This window comes from Bacillus sp. WC2503, from assembly GCF_052682895.1.
This window is the reverse complement of the sequence record NZ_JBQYMD010000001.1, coordinates 4,186,404-4,202,400: the sequence shown is the minus strand read 5'-3', so window position 1 is coordinate 4,202,400 and position 15,997 is coordinate 4,186,404. Positions and strand designations below refer to the sequence as shown.

16 protein-coding genes and 1 other annotated feature are annotated in these 15,997 nt (G+C 34.5%); of the genes, 6 read left to right on the top strand and 10 right to left on the bottom strand.

Going from position 1 to position 15,997, the window contains the following annotated elements:
- Positions 1–136: 136 nt before the first annotated feature.
- Positions 137–1,831: a methyl-accepting chemotaxis protein gene (locus ACUN26_RS21780; protein ID WP_000878427.1), complete on the bottom strand. Its 1,695-nt coding sequence runs from the start codon at positions 1,829–1,831 to the stop codon at positions 137–139.
- A gap of 411 nt (positions 1,832–2,242) precedes the next feature.
- Positions 2,243–3,061 (bottom strand): class I SAM-dependent methyltransferase, encoded by an 819-nt coding sequence (locus tag ACUN26_RS21775; RefSeq protein WP_001072219.1) that lies wholly within the window; start codon positions 3,059–3,061, stop codon positions 2,243–2,245.
- Between the two features lie 112 nt (positions 3,062–3,173).
- Positions 3,174–3,444: a binding site (T-box leader), on the top strand.
- Positions 3,445–3,495: 51 nt separating this feature from the next.
- On the opposite strand from ACUN26_RS21775, the gene metG reads away from it, so the two are divergent.
- The gene (gene metG / locus ACUN26_RS21770; protein ID WP_000021594.1) at positions 3,496–5,130 is read left to right on the top strand and encodes a methionine--tRNA ligase; all 1,635 of its coding nucleotides are present in this window, start codon (positions 3,496–3,498) and stop codon (positions 5,128–5,130) included.
- Between the two features lie 42 nt (positions 5,131–5,172).
- On the opposite strand, the gene ACUN26_RS21765 is transcribed toward metG, so the two are convergent.
- From ACUN26_RS21765 to ACUN26_RS21745, 5 genes are all read right to left on the bottom strand, one after another.
- Positions 5,173–6,075 (bottom strand): EamA family transporter, encoded by a 903-nt coding sequence (locus ACUN26_RS21765; RefSeq protein WP_000410521.1) that lies wholly within the window; start codon positions 6,073–6,075, stop codon positions 5,173–5,175.
- A 136-nt stretch (positions 6,076–6,211) separates the two neighbouring features.
- Positions 6,212–7,651 (bottom strand): sensor histidine kinase, encoded by a 1,440-nt coding sequence (locus tag ACUN26_RS21760; protein ID WP_000201947.1) that lies wholly within the window; start codon positions 7,649–7,651, stop codon positions 6,212–6,214.
- Complete coding sequence (locus ACUN26_RS21755) at positions 7,629–8,294, bottom strand: response regulator transcription factor (RefSeq protein ID WP_000148831.1); 666 nt, start codon at positions 8,292–8,294, stop codon at positions 7,629–7,631. The genes ACUN26_RS21760 and ACUN26_RS21755 overlap by 23 nt, the downstream gene beginning before the upstream one ends.
- A 364-nt stretch (positions 8,295–8,658) precedes the next feature.
- The gene (locus ACUN26_RS21750) at positions 8,659–9,120 is read right to left on the bottom strand and encodes a L,D-transpeptidase (protein WP_000735064.1); all 462 of its coding nucleotides are present in this window, start codon (positions 9,118–9,120) and stop codon (positions 8,659–8,661) included.
- A 30-nt stretch (positions 9,121–9,150) separates the two neighbouring features.
- Positions 9,151–9,594: a DUF3978 family protein gene (locus ACUN26_RS21745; protein ID WP_000388765.1), complete on the bottom strand. Its 444-nt coding sequence runs from the start codon at positions 9,592–9,594 to the stop codon at positions 9,151–9,153.
- Between the two features lie 414 nt (positions 9,595–10,008).
- Between ACUN26_RS21745 and ACUN26_RS21740 the strand changes: the two genes are divergently transcribed.
- A complete protein-coding gene (locus tag ACUN26_RS21740; protein ID WP_000455364.1) occupies positions 10,009–10,623 on the top strand; it encodes a DedA family protein in 615 nt (204 codons plus the stop codon).
- A gap of 154 nt (positions 10,624–10,777) precedes the next feature.
- On the opposite strand, the gene ACUN26_RS21735 is transcribed toward ACUN26_RS21740, so the two are convergent.
- Positions 10,778–11,569, bottom strand: a complete 792-nt coding sequence (locus tag ACUN26_RS21735; protein WP_001044578.1) for a hypothetical protein — start codon at positions 11,567–11,569, stop codon at positions 10,778–10,780.
- A 164-nt stretch (positions 11,570–11,733) separates the two neighbouring features.
- Here ACUN26_RS21735 and ACUN26_RS21730 point away from each other — a divergent pair, with 164 nt between their 5' ends.
- From ACUN26_RS21730 to ACUN26_RS21715, 4 genes are all read left to right on the top strand, one after another.
- The gene (locus ACUN26_RS21730) at positions 11,734–11,955 is read left to right on the top strand and encodes a helix-turn-helix transcriptional regulator (RefSeq protein WP_000776158.1); all 222 of its coding nucleotides are present in this window, start codon (positions 11,734–11,736) and stop codon (positions 11,953–11,955) included.
- Positions 11,945–12,652 carry a DUF3169 family protein gene (locus ACUN26_RS21725; protein ID WP_000837707.1) on the top strand — a complete coding sequence of 236 codons (708 nt, stop codon included), beginning with the start codon at positions 11,945–11,947 and terminating at the stop codon, positions 12,650–12,652. Before ACUN26_RS21730 ends, ACUN26_RS21725 begins: the two co-directional genes overlap by 11 nt.
- A gap of 42 nt (positions 12,653–12,694) precedes the next feature.
- Positions 12,695–13,747, top strand: coding sequence for a site-2 protease family protein (locus ACUN26_RS21720; protein WP_002093078.1), 1,053 nt, complete (start codon positions 12,695–12,697; stop codon positions 13,745–13,747).
- A gap of 96 nt (positions 13,748–13,843) precedes the next feature.
- Complete coding sequence (locus ACUN26_RS21715; RefSeq protein ID WP_000404759.1) at positions 13,844–13,984, top strand: DUF3985 family protein; 141 nt, start codon at positions 13,844–13,846, stop codon at positions 13,982–13,984.
- Between the two features lie 257 nt (positions 13,985–14,241).
- Here the strand turns inward: ACUN26_RS21715 and ACUN26_RS21710 are convergent, their stop codons facing one another.
- Both ACUN26_RS21710 and ACUN26_RS21705 read right to left on the bottom strand, forming a co-directional pair.
- Positions 14,242–14,628 (bottom strand): DUF3938 domain-containing protein, encoded by a 387-nt coding sequence (locus ACUN26_RS21710; protein ID WP_001077779.1) that lies wholly within the window; start codon positions 14,626–14,628, stop codon positions 14,242–14,244.
- 339 nt (positions 14,629–14,967) lie between these two features.
- Positions 14,968–15,861, bottom strand: coding sequence for a YitT family protein (locus ACUN26_RS21705; protein WP_000530042.1), 894 nt, complete (start codon positions 15,859–15,861; stop codon positions 14,968–14,970).
- Between the last annotated feature and the right edge of the window lie 136 nt (positions 15,862–15,997).

Here is a 15,997-nt window from a genome sequence, read left to right as displayed (position 1 = left end):
CTTTCCTCTTTCCTTTAGGAATTATAGCAGACAGAATGGGAGATAGAAAGAGATATTTTAGCGTGAAAAAAGAGAGACTCTAAATCGCTCTTTCTAACAATTTAGAGTTCGTAGAAGTATGAATGGAATTTTCATTTTAACCATTTGTTTTGAAATGAGAAACGAGCACTTCAAGTTCTTGTACAATTGTTTTCATTTCTGATGATTTTTTAGCAACGATACTCATTTTGTTTACTTGGTCACCAGCTGAAGTTGCTGTTTGTGATGTTTCGGCAGCAACTTCATTTGAAATAGAAGCGATATTATTTAAAGCTGCATTCATTTCTTCAGAACTTGCGGCCATTTCTTCAGTAGTTGCAGACATTTCTTGTATTTGTGTAGATACATTGTTAATGTGATTAACAATTTCTGAGAATGAAGATCCAGCGGTACGAATGACTGTAATTCCTTCAGAAGCTTCTGACTGACCTTGTGTCATCATGTCATTTGCTATTTTTGTGTCCGCTTGAATTTGATGAAGTAAATGGTTAATATCAGTTGCTGCTAGCTGAGATTGTTCAGCAAGTTTTCGTACTTCATCGGCAACAACAGCGAATCCTTTTCCATGTTCACCAGCACGGGCCGCTTCAATAGAAGCATTTAAAGCGAGTAAATTCGTCTGCTCGGCAATATTAGAAATAGATTGAAGTGCAGTATCAATATGATTCGTATGTGTAATAAGTCGCTCTACCACTTGTGATGTAGCGTTAACAGCTTCGTTAATTGTATGCATTTGTGTAATAGACTTCTCAATGACTTTATTTCCATCATCTGCTTTTTCAGAAGTTGTAACAGCTAGGCTAGCGACAGAAGATGCAGTTTCTGCAATACGCTGAACACCCGTTGCGATATCATCCATTGCGGTTGAACTTTCTTCGATGCTAGAAACTTGGGAACGAATATTGTGCACAAGAGCATTCATAGTCTCTTTCGATTTTGTGGTATTTTCCATAGAAGCAGTTGTTTCGATAAATACATTTTCAGAAGCTTCTTTTACACTTGTTGATGTTTGTTGAACTTGCTTTATTATACGCTGTAAGTTAGCAAGCATTTGATTAAAGGAATTTGCAATGTCACCAATTTCATCTTTACTCGTTACGTGTAATCTAGCGGTTAAATCGCCATCTTGCGAAGCTAATTCTTTTAACTTCGCATCAATTTGTCGAATCGGTTTAACGAGTTTACCAGAGAACCACCATGCCAATAGAATAGATGTTAATGTACATGTAATGAGTGAGAAGAAAATAATATATTGAATAAGGGATGAAGAAGACTCTACGTCAGCAATTAATACATCCCGTTTGTCATTTTCTTCATTTGTATATTTAGTAAAACGACTTAAAAGGTCATTTACATAATCTGTTTGAGCAAGAGCAATTTTGGATGCTTCATCCCATTTTCCTTCACGCGCAAGAGGGAGGACTTCATTATCTACGACGCTGCGCCATTTTGCTCCCATTAAAATGGCCTCTTTCATTCCTTCTGGGAGTTTTTTATCACTTGTTACTTTCTCCCTAGTATCAGCTAGTTTTTTTCCTTCCCGGTTGAATTTATTCAATCCTTTTTGGTCATGTGATAGTAAATATTCTTGTAAACCAGCGACCTGTGCTTGGAACCAATCGCCACGTTCTTTTAAAATCGTTGCTCTTTTCGATACATCATTCTTTAACGTTTCGATTTCACTTGCTTGATGCATCGCAAATGAAAGAATAACAATAAGAGCAATGCTAAATAAGGAAGAAATGCTTAAGAGTGTGAACAGTAGTTTTTTTCGAATGCTAACATATTTCATCGTTACCCCTACCTTTTAAAACTGTTTATTATAATTTATAAATATTTAGAACGAAATTAATAAAAACATGATTAAGAAGTTATTAATCTGTTTCATGAAAATTATAGCAGATAATGGAATATGGCAGATTAATGTGAGTAAATGTTCTTAAAATGTATACATTTGTATATCAAAAAATTCATAAATAAAAATTAGAAAAGGTATTGTAATTTGAAATAACATCATGTATACTTTTAATTAGTTGATAACGATTATCAGTATCAACTGAAACATTACTCTTCGTTATGTTGGTCATACCCCTTTTTGACGACGTAAGTCAGAGACAAAATGTTGAAATATCTTGTGTCCTATTCTACAGAATTATGGTAATCTCCAACCTCAACTTATATGCGTAAGCATGCAAAAAGGATCCTATCCGTGAAGGGATCCTTTTTTGCATGTTGTCGCAATTAATGTATATAGACCTGGTATACGTTCTTCAATTCCTTCAGGTGAAGTAGAAGGGAAAACCCACCTTTGATGAGATCCGTGTTCTTCAACTAGCTTTTCAATTTTAAAACGTTCTTCCGCAAGTGTTGTAACAATTTCTCCTAATGTCCAGCGGCGTATGTTTGTTTTCGGTAAAGCCTCTTTCTGCGATTCTGTAAGAAGAATGCTATAAGCAACATCATCTTCAATCAATTCTTTATCGAAATAATTTCCATTGGCCCGAAATGATGGATGATCTACACCTAATAATTTAGTGTAAACAGGATGATAATCACGAAGAATAAGCATTCCATCTTGTTTAAGTAAGTTAGCAATCTTTTGAAAGAGTGGTTTTAAATCTAAAAAGTAATGAAGTACACCAAGTTCCAGCAAGACGACATCAAATGATTCGGAAAGATTTACATCCAGTACATCAGAGACGATGTATTGGATAGAGACACCAGCGGCTTCTGCAAGTTCATTTGCATATTTGGCATTACTCGCTGAAATATCAACAACTGTTACGTCAGATCCTAATAGGGAAAGAGCGACGGCTTTATTTCCTTTTGACCCGAGTAAATTAATAATACGTTTTCCTTTTGGCGATTGTATGTAAGGTAAATAATGTGCTACTTCGCGTGTGGGCTCTTCCATAATCTTTTTCGCATAATCAACTGGCGCCCCGTGGCGATTCGTCCAAGCTTCATAAGCAGCTGCATTCCAGCTTTTTTCATTACGTGCGCTTAGTTGTTTTTGATTCAATATTATCACTCCTTTTGTGAACGTATAGTTATTCGGCAGGAAGATGGGATTTCCTGTTTTTTGAAATAGAGTTTGATTTTTCTGTAATTAAGTCGTAAAATACGTGTTATACGTAAAAGCGTTGAAAAGGAAAAGTAGGATGAAACCATTCTTTCCAGAGAGCTTCGGTAGGTGAGAAGAAGCAAGAATACTCATTTGAACAATGGCCTTTGAGCTTCGTCCTGAACTTATCAAATGATAATAGTAGGCGGCGACGAGAGTTGGTACTCGTTATCAAAACCACAGTATAAGAGCACATAGCTCCGTACTTGTTAAGGCTAATTATGTGAGTAATTGGCGAAATAAGGTGGTACCGCGACTGTTTATACAGCCCCGCCCTTATCTTTTTTAAGATAAGGGTGGGGCTTTTTTATATTTAAAAGGAGGAATGTAAGATGAGTATTTTTATTGGAGGCGCTTGGCCGTATGCAAATGGTTCGTTACATCTTGGGCATATTGCTAGTTTGTTACCGGGAGATATTTTAGCACGTTATTACAGGGCAAAAGGTGAGAATGTGTTGTATGTTTCAGGAAGTGATTGTAATGGAACACCCATTACAATTAGAGCAAAACAAGAAGGTGTGACGGTGGTAGAAATTGCTGATAAGTATCACGAAGAGTTTGAGCGATGTTTTCATAGTCTTGGTTTTACTTATGATTGCTATACACGTACAGATAGCGAGCATCATCATGAAACAGTTCAAAAAGTTTTTTTACGTTTATTAGAGGAAGGTTATATTTATAAAAAAACAGTGGAACAAGCATATTGCGAAACGTGTACACAGTTTTTACCAGATCGTTACGTAGAAGGAGTTTGTCCTCATTGCCATGAAGCAGCAAGAGGAGATCAATGTGATGCTTGTTCGGCCATTTTAGATCCACTCGATTTGTTAGAAAAGAAATGTAAGTTATGTGGTAGTACGCCATCTGTACAGGAAACAGAGCATTTCTATTTCGCATTGCATACATTTCAGGAGCAAGTTAAAAGGGATGTAGAAATCGCAAAGCAAACAGGGGCATGGCGTGACAATGCGATTCAACTAACAGAGAGATATGTTAAGGAAGGATTACTAGATAGGGCTGTATCACGTGATTTACCAATCGGGGTACCAATTCCAGTAGAAGGGTATGAAGATAAAAAAATTTACGTATGGATTGAAGCAGTGACAGGATATTATTCTGCAAGTAAACATTGGGCTGAAAAAACAGGGAAAGATGACCAAGAGTTTTGGGATAAAGAAACGAAAACGTATTATGTACACGGAAAGGATAATATTCCATTTCACTCTATCATCTGGCCAGCGGTATTACTTGGAATAGGAGAAGAAGCAATTCCTCGTCATATCGTTTCAAATGAGTATTTAACGGTAGAAAAAAGAAAATTATCGACAAGTAAAAACTGGGCAGTATGGGTACCTGATATATTAGAAAGCTATGATCCAGATTCGATTCGTTACTTTTTAACAGTAAATGCACCAGAAAATCGTGATACTGATTTTTCGTGGCGTGAGTTTATTTACAGTCATAATAGTGAATTGTTAGGTGCATATGGGAACTTTGTGAACCGGACATTAAAGTTTATTGAAAAGTACTATGATGGCGTTGTACCGAAGGGAACTATTCATGTAGAGCTGAAAGAGAAGATAGAAGGATTATATATAAATGTAGGAGAATCAATTGAGCAAACTAAATTTAAAGTGGCTCTAGAAACATTATTTGATGCAGTACGTTTTGCAAATAAATACTTTGACGAAAAGCAGCCTTGGAAACAAAGAGAAGATGATCCAGTTTCATGTGAAGAAACGATTTATAATTGTGTTTATCTTATCGCTAATTTTGCAAATCTCCTTGAACCATTTTTACCATTTTCAAGTGAAAGAGTTCGAAACACATTGTCGATTGTTAAACGAAATTGGGAACCGCAAAATACGTTGCCCAATAGAATTGATAGCGTGCAGCCATTATTTGAACGAATCGATGTAAAACAAATTGAGCATGAGATAGAGAAACTGTATGGAGCGGTAAAGTGAACGAGAGAGAAAAGACCTTTCAAGTAAATGAAAGGTCTTTTCTTATGCACTATGCACACGATTATGTTTGTTTTCTTTTCTATACGTAAGGAGCTGAGGAGTGAAAATACCAAACAATATAAATATAATTCCAATCCACTGCATAAGCGTTACAACTTCATGTACAAGTGTAATAGAAGCGATAATGGCCGTTGGTAATTCAGCTGCTCCTAATATTGTACCAAGTCCTATTCCGACTTTCGGTACACCAATTGAAAAACAAATGACAGGTACGACAACGCCGAACAATCCGAGGAAGAAAGCATATTTCCATAGACCGGCTTGCAGGGCACCATCTGTTAAAAAGGTTGGCGGGAAGAATAGGCAGACGATAAGGGTAGCACTTGTTGTCATGAGAAAGCTTTTCGTATAAGGCGGAACATCTGTAGCAACGCGTCCACTTGCAAAAACATAGAATGAAAAAGAGACAGCAGCTAATAATCCAAAGATAATACCTTTCGTAGAAAAACTTTCTCCTAGACCTTCAAAGACACCGCCAGCAAACAATGTACCAGTGAATAAAATGATGATAGATATAACTTTTTCACGACTTGGAAACGTTCGATTTGCAATAGCTTCGATGACTACTCCGATCCATGTGAACTGGAAGAGTAGAACGACAGCGATAGATGCTGGCAGTTCTTCTACAGAAATAGCATAGAAAATACCAGTCATACTCATTGTTGTGCCGACTGTTAATAATGACAAGAATTGCTTTTTTGTTACTTTATGGCGTGAAAAGAAAAGAACGAGCAGAAGTAGTCCAATCCATCCGAAGACATATTGTCCCCCTAATAGTTGATGTGCTGAAAATCCGTTAATAAATCCGAGTTTGAAAATAGTTGAAAGCACGCCGTAGCTACAAGCACCGAGTAAAACGAGTAGTGAATACTTAAACTTCTCCATAAAAATCCTCCTTTTAAAATAAAAAACGCCCGCTATCCAAATAAGGACAACGGGCGAACGAAACAGAGTAACATACTCTACAAAATTCCGCCATTCATACAAAGTATGAATTTGGGGTATGAAATTACAATAGGTTTTACATTGCCTTTGGGAATACAATGGAGCATTTTACACCTTGAGGTGTGTTTTGTATTCCATAAGGAAACTGATGTTTATCTAATATTTGTTTTACAATATATAACCCAAGACCACTACCTTGTACTAAGCCATGTTTGTCAGGATTTGCGCGATAGAATGGCTCAAATAAATGGGCAAGTTTATCTTCATCAATTTGAGAACCTGTATTTAATACTTCTAATGCGTAACCGTTTGGCTTTTCATAAAGCTTTATATATACATGCTGATGGTCAATTGTATAATGAATTGCGTTTGAAATAATGTTAAAAATAGCAGTTTGCATAAATTTAGGATCAGCTAAAATTTGTACATCTTGTTTAATGTTAGATTGAACATTTAATTGTTTTACAGATACAAAATAATCTACTTTCTTTATAACGTCCTCAATAATATTAGTCAATGAGATAACTTTTAAATTGGGTTTAAATTGAGGGTTTTGTATTTTGGATAATTCTGACACCTTTTCCGTTAATATGTTAATATCTTGCATCATCTCATATGAACGTTTTAAATATTTATCTCTATCTTTATAAGCGCCAATTCCGTGAATCATGCCATCGAGTTGTCCCATAACGGCTGCGATTGGTGTTTTTAATTCATGGGATATCATAGACATAAATTCTTTACGAGATTGTTCTAATTGTTGTTCCTTCTTGATTTCATTTCTTAAATCTTGATTGCTTTCATGTAAATTTTTCACAATAGTAGGTACTTGTGAGGCAGCTACTTGCAAATTAAAATCTGTTTGATCTGTATTTTTGTTAAGTAGCTTTTTATCTGAGAAATCAAGATTCATAATATCTTTTAAAGCATCGCTCATATATTGGAAAGGTTTGGCGATTATTTTTGCGTAGATTAAAGATCCAAGCAGAGATAATGCAAGCATTGTCGCCCCAATATGTGGAGCTAATTGCTGCAACACATCTGTTAACGATGGATTATCATGTGTATCATTTGTTTTACTTGCTGCATTTTGTGTATGTAAGGCATCATTGTTAGTAACTTGCTTTTCCGCTTCTGTAAGTGAAGACGTTGTGTTACTTTTCCCCGGAATATTTTGTGCATGTTCTTTTGCTTTTGCAGTTTGGCTAGGCTGCAAAAGATGATTGATGGCTGTAGAGAGTGTATTCATGTCTATTTGAGAAGATTGAAAATTAGAGATGCTACTCTCTGACACAGCTTTATTTTGCTTTGTTTTACTTTGGTCGTTTTGTTTGTCTGATTCCGCTTGTTCCGCAGTTTGTGTTCCAGACGCTCTCAAACGATCTTTATCGTAATTTGAGGCTAGAAAATAAATAATTTGATAAAGACAAAGTGATAACAAAATACAAAATAATAAGGTTTTGATGAATATATTTTTGGTGATGTTGTCTTTGCTACGATTCGATTTTGTAGCCAATGCCTTTCACCGTTTTAATATAAGGAATTTCTAATTTTTTTCGTAAGTTTTTAATATGTGTATCTATAACTCTCACATCACCAAAATGTTCATAGCCCCATACCTTATTCAACAAATCACTTCTTGATAGTACTTTTCCCCGATTTTGCAGTAAAGTATATATAATTTCAAATTCTTTTGTAGTCAATTCAATTTGATTACCATGAACATAAGCGGCATATGCTGTAGAATTTAACATCAATTCATGGAATTGTAGTATAGTTGCAGCTTCTGCTTCCTTCGTTGCTGCCCTTCTCAATACAGCTTCTACACGTTTTATAAATACGGTGTAATGGAACGGTTTTGTAATATAGTCATCAATACCTAACTCAAATCCTTTAATTTCACTTTCTTCATTATGTAAGCCTGTTAGCATAATGATTGGTACATCAGATTGTCCTCGCATAATTTTACAAATACTATAGCCATCTATATCTGGTAACATTACATCGAGGAGGACAAGGTCGTATGAATTTTTTTGGAAAAGAAGAATGCCTTCTGTACCAGCACCAACTACATCAACAGTAAAGTTTTGTGCCATTAGAAATTCACGAATAAGTTCTTGTATATCTGGGTTGTCTTCAATCACCAGTATATGCGTCATAGTAACACCTCCTAAATAACGCTTTTTACTGCAATATTCGAATTCATCATTTTTCGGATGACTCAGATTGTTTATACATATAATAAGCCCCCGCTATAAAATAGTAATGAAAGTAGCAAGGGGGATTGTTTAGTGTCACTGAATATTTCAGAATTACAGTAGTTCTATTATAGTATGTATTGTAAAATTTATAAAATATTATAACTGTATAATTTTAATATCCATGTTTATCAATGTTACGATGATGTTGAACGCAATCTATTTTTATTATATATGTAAATACAGTTGTTTTGCTACTGTAAATGAATAAATAAAATAAGCCAAGACATAAAATTCTTGGCTACACGTAAATCTTGTTCTTAGGTTAATTTACAGTGACAGTAGCTTGCTGCTGAATGCGCTCAAATAACCAGTGAATATCATTGTTAAACATACGAATACAACCAAGTGTTGTTGCTTTCCCGATTGCTTGATTATTGTTAGTTCCATGAATCGCATACGTTGTTCCGTAAGTACCTGCCATATTTAATCCGAGCCAGCGGTCCCCAAGTGGATTACGTGGATCGCCGCCTTTAATTTTTCCTGTATAGTAAGGACGGTTTTTAATTTTATTTACAATTTGAAAAGTACCCTTAGGTGTAGGTGTTGCTGCTTTTCCAGTAGCGACAGTGAAACTTTTTATGAATTTTCCATTTTGATAATAATCCATTTTATTTAGTTGTGTGTTTACGATAAGCTGATCTTTCGTTGTAGCTGCTTCTGCAGTAGTGAATGGAAGAGTTAAAAATCCTAATGATAATAGCGCACTTAATAATAATTTTTTCATTATATTCTCCTTTTACTTCTTGTAGTAGTCTTACATACAATGAATTTGTAATCCTCGTAATGCTTGATTAACATTTTCATCTAATGTTTCAAAGAAGGTAGTAATCTTTGGATTGCATTTGTTGTTTTTATCAATAAGTAATCTTTCGTTTAATAAAAGCTCACCATGTAGTCCAAAACTTTGAACTTGAATATTTAGTTCATCTTCAGTTTCAGAAATAATTGGTAAGAAATAGTGAAAAGCTTTCGTTGGAATGATGTAGCTTTTGCCAATCATGCTTTCTGGATTTGAATTCACCCATTTTCTAGTGACAATCTTAATGTTCTTTTTTGAAACGATAAAAGACAGCGTAGTAGATTTTGTTAAACTTACGTCAAATTCATTTGTTTCACATATTTGTAAATTAAAAACGGTTTCATTTTGATGAGATTCAACATTCGTATTAATAAAATCGTGCATTTTATAAGCTTCCATTTCTTATTCACCCTTTTTTCAATTTCGAAAAGCGACTTATATTTATTCAATTTAATGTTTAGTCATATATTAGCTAAATTTTTCAACAAATTCCGATATAATCTTACAATACGTATATGAAGCTAATATGAAGTTCGTATGAGTTTGTGGTGGTTTTTTATAGAGAACAAAATAAGATAGTTTTTTAGTGTTAAAAATTGGATAAAAAATGTATATTAATGGATTTCATTCGCGTGATATATAGTTGTTAGCTTGTTTTTAAATGCTAATAGATATAAGTAAATAGAGAACAAAAAAATTTAGTGTGAGCCTTACAAAAATGTAATAAAAATGTAAGCTATTGTGATAGTTATTTCGACATTTTTTTTATACAATAATAGTAAGAAGTTGTACGTGACTGAAAGGAGAGATGACATGGAATGGGTTCATGAATTATTTCAGCAATACGGGTATTATGTTGTACTTGTCGGGTTGCTGTTAGAATATATTGCGCTTCCGTTTCCGGGAGAGCCAACATTAGCATATGCGGGATTTTTAGCACAGAAGGGTGATTTAAGTTTACCAATTTTAATTATCTTATCCTTTATTGGGACAAGTGTAGGAATGACGATTCAATACTTTTTAGGAAATAAATTAGGTATGCCTTTCGTTCAAAAATATGGGAAATACGTATTTTTAACACAAAGAAAAATCGACTTAACAAGAATGTGGTTTGATAAGTATGGGTACTTCCTGATCTTTATCGGTTTCTTTATTCCTGGTGTACGCCATTTTACAGGATACTTTGCAGGAATTATTAATCTACCATTCCGTCGTTTTGCGATTACAATTTATTCAGGTGCTCTGTTTTGGGTGTCATTCTTCTTAATCGGTGGTTATTGGTTAGGTGGAAACTTACATGATATTTTTGGGGTGTTAGAAGGTCATATTGGTAAAATCATTTTTGGAGTTATCGTAATCGTAGCAATTACGCTAGGCATTCGTTTCCGTAAACAGTTAAAACGAGTATTGTTACAAAACGCAAGTTAATATGGAATCCATTCTATGTCAAAATTTAGGAAGGAGGTGCAAAAGCACTGCCTTTTTTATTTTATCCCGCTATTTGTCGGGCTGCCCGTAAAAGTCCGATTGGTGAGGGTTGATAATCAGTGGGGGATGAACAAAACCCCCACTGATTAAAGTTTCATTTTATGTTCCAATCTATTTTTAACTTTCCTTTTAGCTGATTTCCGCTAACTATAATGTAATAAGTTCCTGTCTTAATTGCCGCGAACTGGTATGTATTAGGTCCAGCTGGAGCTAAATAATTTTCTTCCTCTTGAAATTCACTAGCCATTTTTATGTCCCCCATGTAGCCATTCGAATTTTCAGCTCGTGATTCAATGGTGAATTCTAATATGTCCCCTCGTTTTAGTTCAATTGGGACTTTATGTTTACCACTAAAATGTTGAAAAGATGCTTCGAAAGAGTTATCTGTTTTTGTTTCGACCCATTGTTCTTTTGATGTTCCAAACCTTTCTAAATCTACTAAGTTAATTGTGATAAATATAATAAACACAATGCTTGGTACGAAATATTGTAGCCACTTAAATTTTGTTGCTATAACTGTACATAAATAGAAAGAAAGAGAACATAATGCACCAATTGATCCGAGGAACAAGAACTGTATTAGACTAGCTTCTTTAAATGTTAGGAAGGGAAGAAAAAATAAATAGCCGCAAAAAATATAAAGTAATAATGTCTTCAGTCTTGTATGTGTTTTTAATTTCAATTTATCGATGCAAATAGAACAAAAAAATGCATATGCAGCAAGAATAGGAACGAAGGGAACATATAGCAGTTCTCGTAATCCAGCTAAGAAACTATATAATGTTTGTTGACTAGTTGTTAAGAGAAGCGTGCTAATAAATAATAATAATAGGAAAGTCGCTGTAAGCTTAGTAAGAATATAGGAAAAAGTAGATGTTTTATTCATATGTCACTTCCTTTGTTTAATATTTCACATTCATTATATAGGTTATTTTCATCATAATACATCCTTATTTTTGTCAATTATTATAGTCGTAATGACAATTATAATTGACAAAAATAAGGATATTATTTACAATTTTAATTAAATAAATGAAAAAGAGGGAAGATATGAAGCTTCAAAATCGAGTGAGGGAATTGCGAGCAAAGCATCGTTTATCACAAGGGGATTTAGGGAAAGCGATTGGCTCATCACGGCAAACGATTAGTTTAATTGAGCGTGGGGATTATGCACCATCTATTGTATTGTCGTTAAAAATCGCAAAAATTTTCAATGTACCGGTGGAGGAAATATTCACGTTAGTGGAGGGGGAAGAGGACGATGAAGAGTAAACGAAAAAAACAATTTGATTTTGTGGGGAAAATAGCATTAAGTATGATGGGTGGTTTTTTAACATCTTATATAGCTTTAGATTTACTCTCGGATGAACCGAGAAAATTATCATCTAATCTATTTATAGGTGTATGTACTATTTTTGGAATTTTAATGATGTACTACACTTGGAAGAATACACGTATGTTAGCGGAAGCACGCGATGAAGAAGAGAGCGTACAAGGCAGAAAATTAGGCATTATAAGTATATATTTACGTGTAGGTGATATAGTTACGCAGGCATGGTTTGTATATGCAGTTATTACATGTAGACGTGCACTGGTGCAGGATACAAATGTTTCATTTGCGGTGTGGAATTTAGTAGCTTCTATTGTCTGTTTAACTACTGTAGTGATTATCGGGCTCATAACAAAAAATCGTTATAATAAGCTATATCCTGAACAAGGTGTAACATATATGGAATCTATGAAAATGTGGACGAAAAACGCAGATGAAGGATTAAAACACATTGTGCATGAGGCTGGATATAAAGCGTATGAATTTACGAATACAATATTAGCATATGTATGGTGGGCTGCCGTTATATATACAGCGGCTAGTAATATCGATTTTGTATTAATTGGCTTAATCTCATTTATTTGGATATTGCATCTCGGAAAATTCATGTACGAAATGCAGAGGAAAATGATTTATTAAGGAGAGAAAAGAGTGGATATTTTAAGAAGGCCAGCTAGTTCAATGACGGCGGCGCTAGTTTTGTCCATTTTATACGGAGTAATCCGAACTGGAAAATTAGAAGTAATGTTGAATATATGGGCAGTATTTGGAATTGTATTATTAGTGTTAGCCATTCATGAGCTAGGGCACGTACTATTTGGCTTGATAGGTGGTTTGAATTTTAAATTTATGACAGTAGGACCTATCACTGTTCAAAAGGAAAAAGGCAAATTACGCATTCGAGAAAATAAATTATGGGCGTACTTTGGTGGCGTGGTGATGTTAGCGCCGTCTTCTATAGAGACACCGAACCTTTCAAAGAAATGGGCATGGATGACTTTAGGTGGGCCAATTATGAGTTTACTATTCGGTATTACTTCAGGTTACATATATATGGTGAGTTATTATCAATATCTTTTATATTTTTCCGTTTTCCACTTTGTGATTTTTGCAGTTACAATCGTGCCGATAAAAGGAACGCTTCTGAGTGATGGTATGCAATTTCTCATTTTAATTAAAGATGATGAAAAAGCTAAGCAGCATTTATATACGATTCAAATATCGAGTGAGTTATTTAGTTATAAAAGACCGAAAGATTGGGATGAGAGATTAGTAGAACTTAGTGAGGAAAAATTAAAAGAGGATAAAAGTATAAGAGAGATAATGAGCGGACTTATGCTCGTCTTTTATGCCCGAGCTGATCAAAGGGGAATGGAAAGAGCAATACCGTATATAGAACAAATTGTTCAACTATCTGTAACGAAGGAAAATAAATTTTTCGTTAGTAGTTTTCATAGTTGGTATCTTTTATATAAAGCTCTTTATCAGATAAATAGCCTTTCTCTGCAAGAAGCAAAGGAACATGCAAAGGCCATTACCAAAATGGATTTAAACGGATATTACCGTACACAAGGAATTATTAAATATTTAGAGGACGATATGGAAGCTTCCCGCACTTATATGAAGAAAGCTGATAAAGAATTGGAGAGTGCTGAGAAGAGTGGAATGGGATATTTACAAGTAGAGAGAGAATGGTTTGAGCAGCTACAGGCGAGGGTATCTTACGATGGGTGAGGTATCCTCTTTTTTATATGTCATCTTATAACGTTCCATAAACAGCCTAGGACGAGTAAAATAAGATAAGAAGAGCAAAGCTTGGAGGAAGTAAATATGGAAATTTTATCAATTGTTTTGATAGTCTTGCTCATTTATGTTGTTTTTAAAGTAGCATATGTAGCATTAAAGATACTCGCGATCCTATTAATTATCTTTTTAATCGTAGAGTTCGGCAGTAAGTTGCTTGGGGGATAGGGTATGTTGTGTGTTTCGAGTGTCGAAGATTGTCGTTAAATCGATATCTTGTGTCGAATCGTCGATATAATGAAAAAATCGTTGATATAAGTGGAGAAACGATCGATATATTTGAAAAATCGTTGATATATTTAAGTGAATACTAAGTGGGGTATATGGAAAAGAAGTTGCCGTGGAGGTAACTTCTTTTTATTTTGGTGATGGAGTATGAACAGGAAAGAATAGCAAACAAAAAAGCCGGAAGATATTCTTCCAGCTTACGAGTTACTTTCAATTTGACGACCATTTTCTTCTTCAGTGTCTTGTAAAAGATTGAATACATCTGCTAGGCAGAATGCGATAAACCAAGTCCATAGACCGTGGAAGAAAGCAGAGCTTAATTGAAGTGGTAATGTATAGTTTGTCATTGAGTAGGAAATACATCCACCAACGATTCCGATCATTGTTAATAACATTGTTTTTTGAGCATTTTCTTCTGGATTGAAGAGGAAATAAATGTATCCGCCTAAAATTGAAGCGCTTACAAGTGTTTCGATTCCATTAAAAATGATATTCTCTCCAAGCTGAGTGTTTGTCCAGAAGCAAATCACACCGCCGATAATGGCAAACAGGACAGCTATTGTATATCGTATATATTGATTCATATGTTCATCTCCTTATGTAATAAGATGATTTGGAAGTCAAAAAGGTAGGTATAGTATATTGAAGTGAATTTTAGTTGTACGTATCTTTTTATAAAAAGATTAGTGAAGAATAACTAAGATGATCGGTTTTTAAACCGTTACGTGTATGGTGACTGAAATATACCCGACTTCTCGTTTCTTTTTGTTTGTAAAATATGAGAAACTTCCAAGTCTATATACTCTTTTTTTGTGAGTCTGTTTTCATTATAACACATTTAGGGACACAATAATAGAATTATCTGATTTTGTAATAAGTGTAAAAAATAAAAAGCGCAAGGAATGTTAGTTCCTTGCGCTTTTTTATATGCGTTTGAAACGGCCGACAATTTCAACTGTTTCAGTAATGTTCATGAATGCTTTGTTATCCACTTGACGGATAATACGTTTCATTTCGCCTAACTCATATCGAGTCACGACAGTGTAAATCATTTTTTTCTTATGGTTTGTATAGCCGCCGACAGCATCTACCATTGTCACCCCGCGTATGCCGTGATGTAATAGTGCGCTTTTTATTTCCTCACCTTTTTCTGTAACTGTCATTATCGTTAATTTAATATGTTTTGTATGCACGGCATCAATTACTTTGCTGACTACAAACCGGCTAATTAACGTATAAAGCGTAATATCCCATCCGAAAATAAATCCTGCTACAACAAGTAAGATCAAGTTGAATCCAAAGATGATTGCTCCAATCGAAATATCTCGATGTTTTGCTACAATCAATCCAACGACATCAAAACCACCTGTTGAAGAAGCAAATCGGAATATGATTCCTGAAGCTGCTCCGCAAATTACACCACCGAATACAGAAGAAAGTAAAATATCGTCTGAAACTTGATGTACTGGGATAATGTTCATCGCTAAAGATGATACAGCTACAAAATACGCTGTTAAAAAGGTTGTCTTCTTGCCTAAGTAAAAGTGACTTAAAATAAGAAGAGGAATGTTTAGTAAAAAGATAAGTGCACCGATATTGTAATGCATTAAATAACCGATAATCATCCCTACACCAGCAAATCCACCGCTAATCATATTATGCGGGATAAAAAACATGTTCATAGAAATTGCATACAAAATAGAAGCTATGAAAATAACAACCAACTGTATCATAAATTCTAAGTGAAATGTTTTAGCTGCTGGGAAAGATAAAAAGGCGGTGTCGGGAACGTAATCGGCGTCTCCTAGTTGACCCATAGTATGTTTCATCTCCATATTCATTTTTGATTACAAGAAGAGAATAAAGGTTTTTTCAAAAACTGGCAATAGTTTTATTATAATGCAAAAATTTTATAAATTTCTAATAAATCAAGCCTATTCATTGATGTGCGTG

Excerpts from the sequence above, each read along its gene's own strand:
- ACUN26_RS21780 (WP_000878427.1), bottom strand. The coding sequence starts at position 1,831 with ATGAAATATGTTAGCATTCGAAAAAAACTACTGTTCACACTCTTAAGC.
- metG (WP_000021594.1), top strand. The coding sequence starts at position 3,496 with ATGAGTATTTTTATTGGAGGCGCTTGGCCGTATGCAAATGGTTCGTTA.
- ACUN26_RS21765 (WP_000410521.1), bottom strand. The coding sequence starts at position 6,075 with ATGGAGAAGTTTAAGTATTCACTACTCGTTTTACTCGGTGCTTGTAGC.
- ACUN26_RS21755 (WP_000148831.1), bottom strand. The coding sequence starts at position 8,294 with ATGACGCATATACTGGTGATTGAAGACAACCCAGATATACAAGAACTT.
- ACUN26_RS21750 (WP_000735064.1), bottom strand. The coding sequence starts at position 9,120 with ATGAAAAAATTATTATTAAGTGCGCTATTATCATTAGGATTTTTAACT.
- ACUN26_RS21745 (WP_000388765.1), bottom strand. The coding sequence starts at position 9,594 with ATGGAAGCTTATAAAATGCACGATTTTATTAATACGAATGTTGAATCT.
- ACUN26_RS21740 (WP_000455364.1), top strand. The coding sequence starts at position 10,009 with ATGGAATGGGTTCATGAATTATTTCAGCAATACGGGTATTATGTTGTA.
- ACUN26_RS21735 (WP_001044578.1), bottom strand. The coding sequence starts at position 11,569 with ATGAATAAAACATCTACTTTTTCCTATATTCTTACTAAGCTTACAGCG.
- ACUN26_RS21730 (WP_000776158.1), top strand. The coding sequence starts at position 11,734 with ATGAAGCTTCAAAATCGAGTGAGGGAATTGCGAGCAAAGCATCGTTTA.
- ACUN26_RS21725 (WP_000837707.1), top strand. The coding sequence starts at position 11,945 with ATGAAGAGTAAACGAAAAAAACAATTTGATTTTGTGGGGAAAATAGCA.
- ACUN26_RS21720 (WP_002093078.1), top strand. The coding sequence starts at position 12,695 with ATGACGGCGGCGCTAGTTTTGTCCATTTTATACGGAGTAATCCGAACT.
- ACUN26_RS21715 (WP_000404759.1), top strand. The coding sequence starts at position 13,844 with ATGGAAATTTTATCAATTGTTTTGATAGTCTTGCTCATTTATGTTGTT.
- ACUN26_RS21710 (WP_001077779.1), bottom strand. The coding sequence starts at position 14,628 with ATGAATCAATATATACGATATACAATAGCTGTCCTGTTTGCCATTATC.
- ACUN26_RS21705 (WP_000530042.1), bottom strand. The coding sequence starts at position 15,861 with ATGGGTCAACTAGGAGACGCCGATTACGTTCCCGACACCGCCTTTTTA.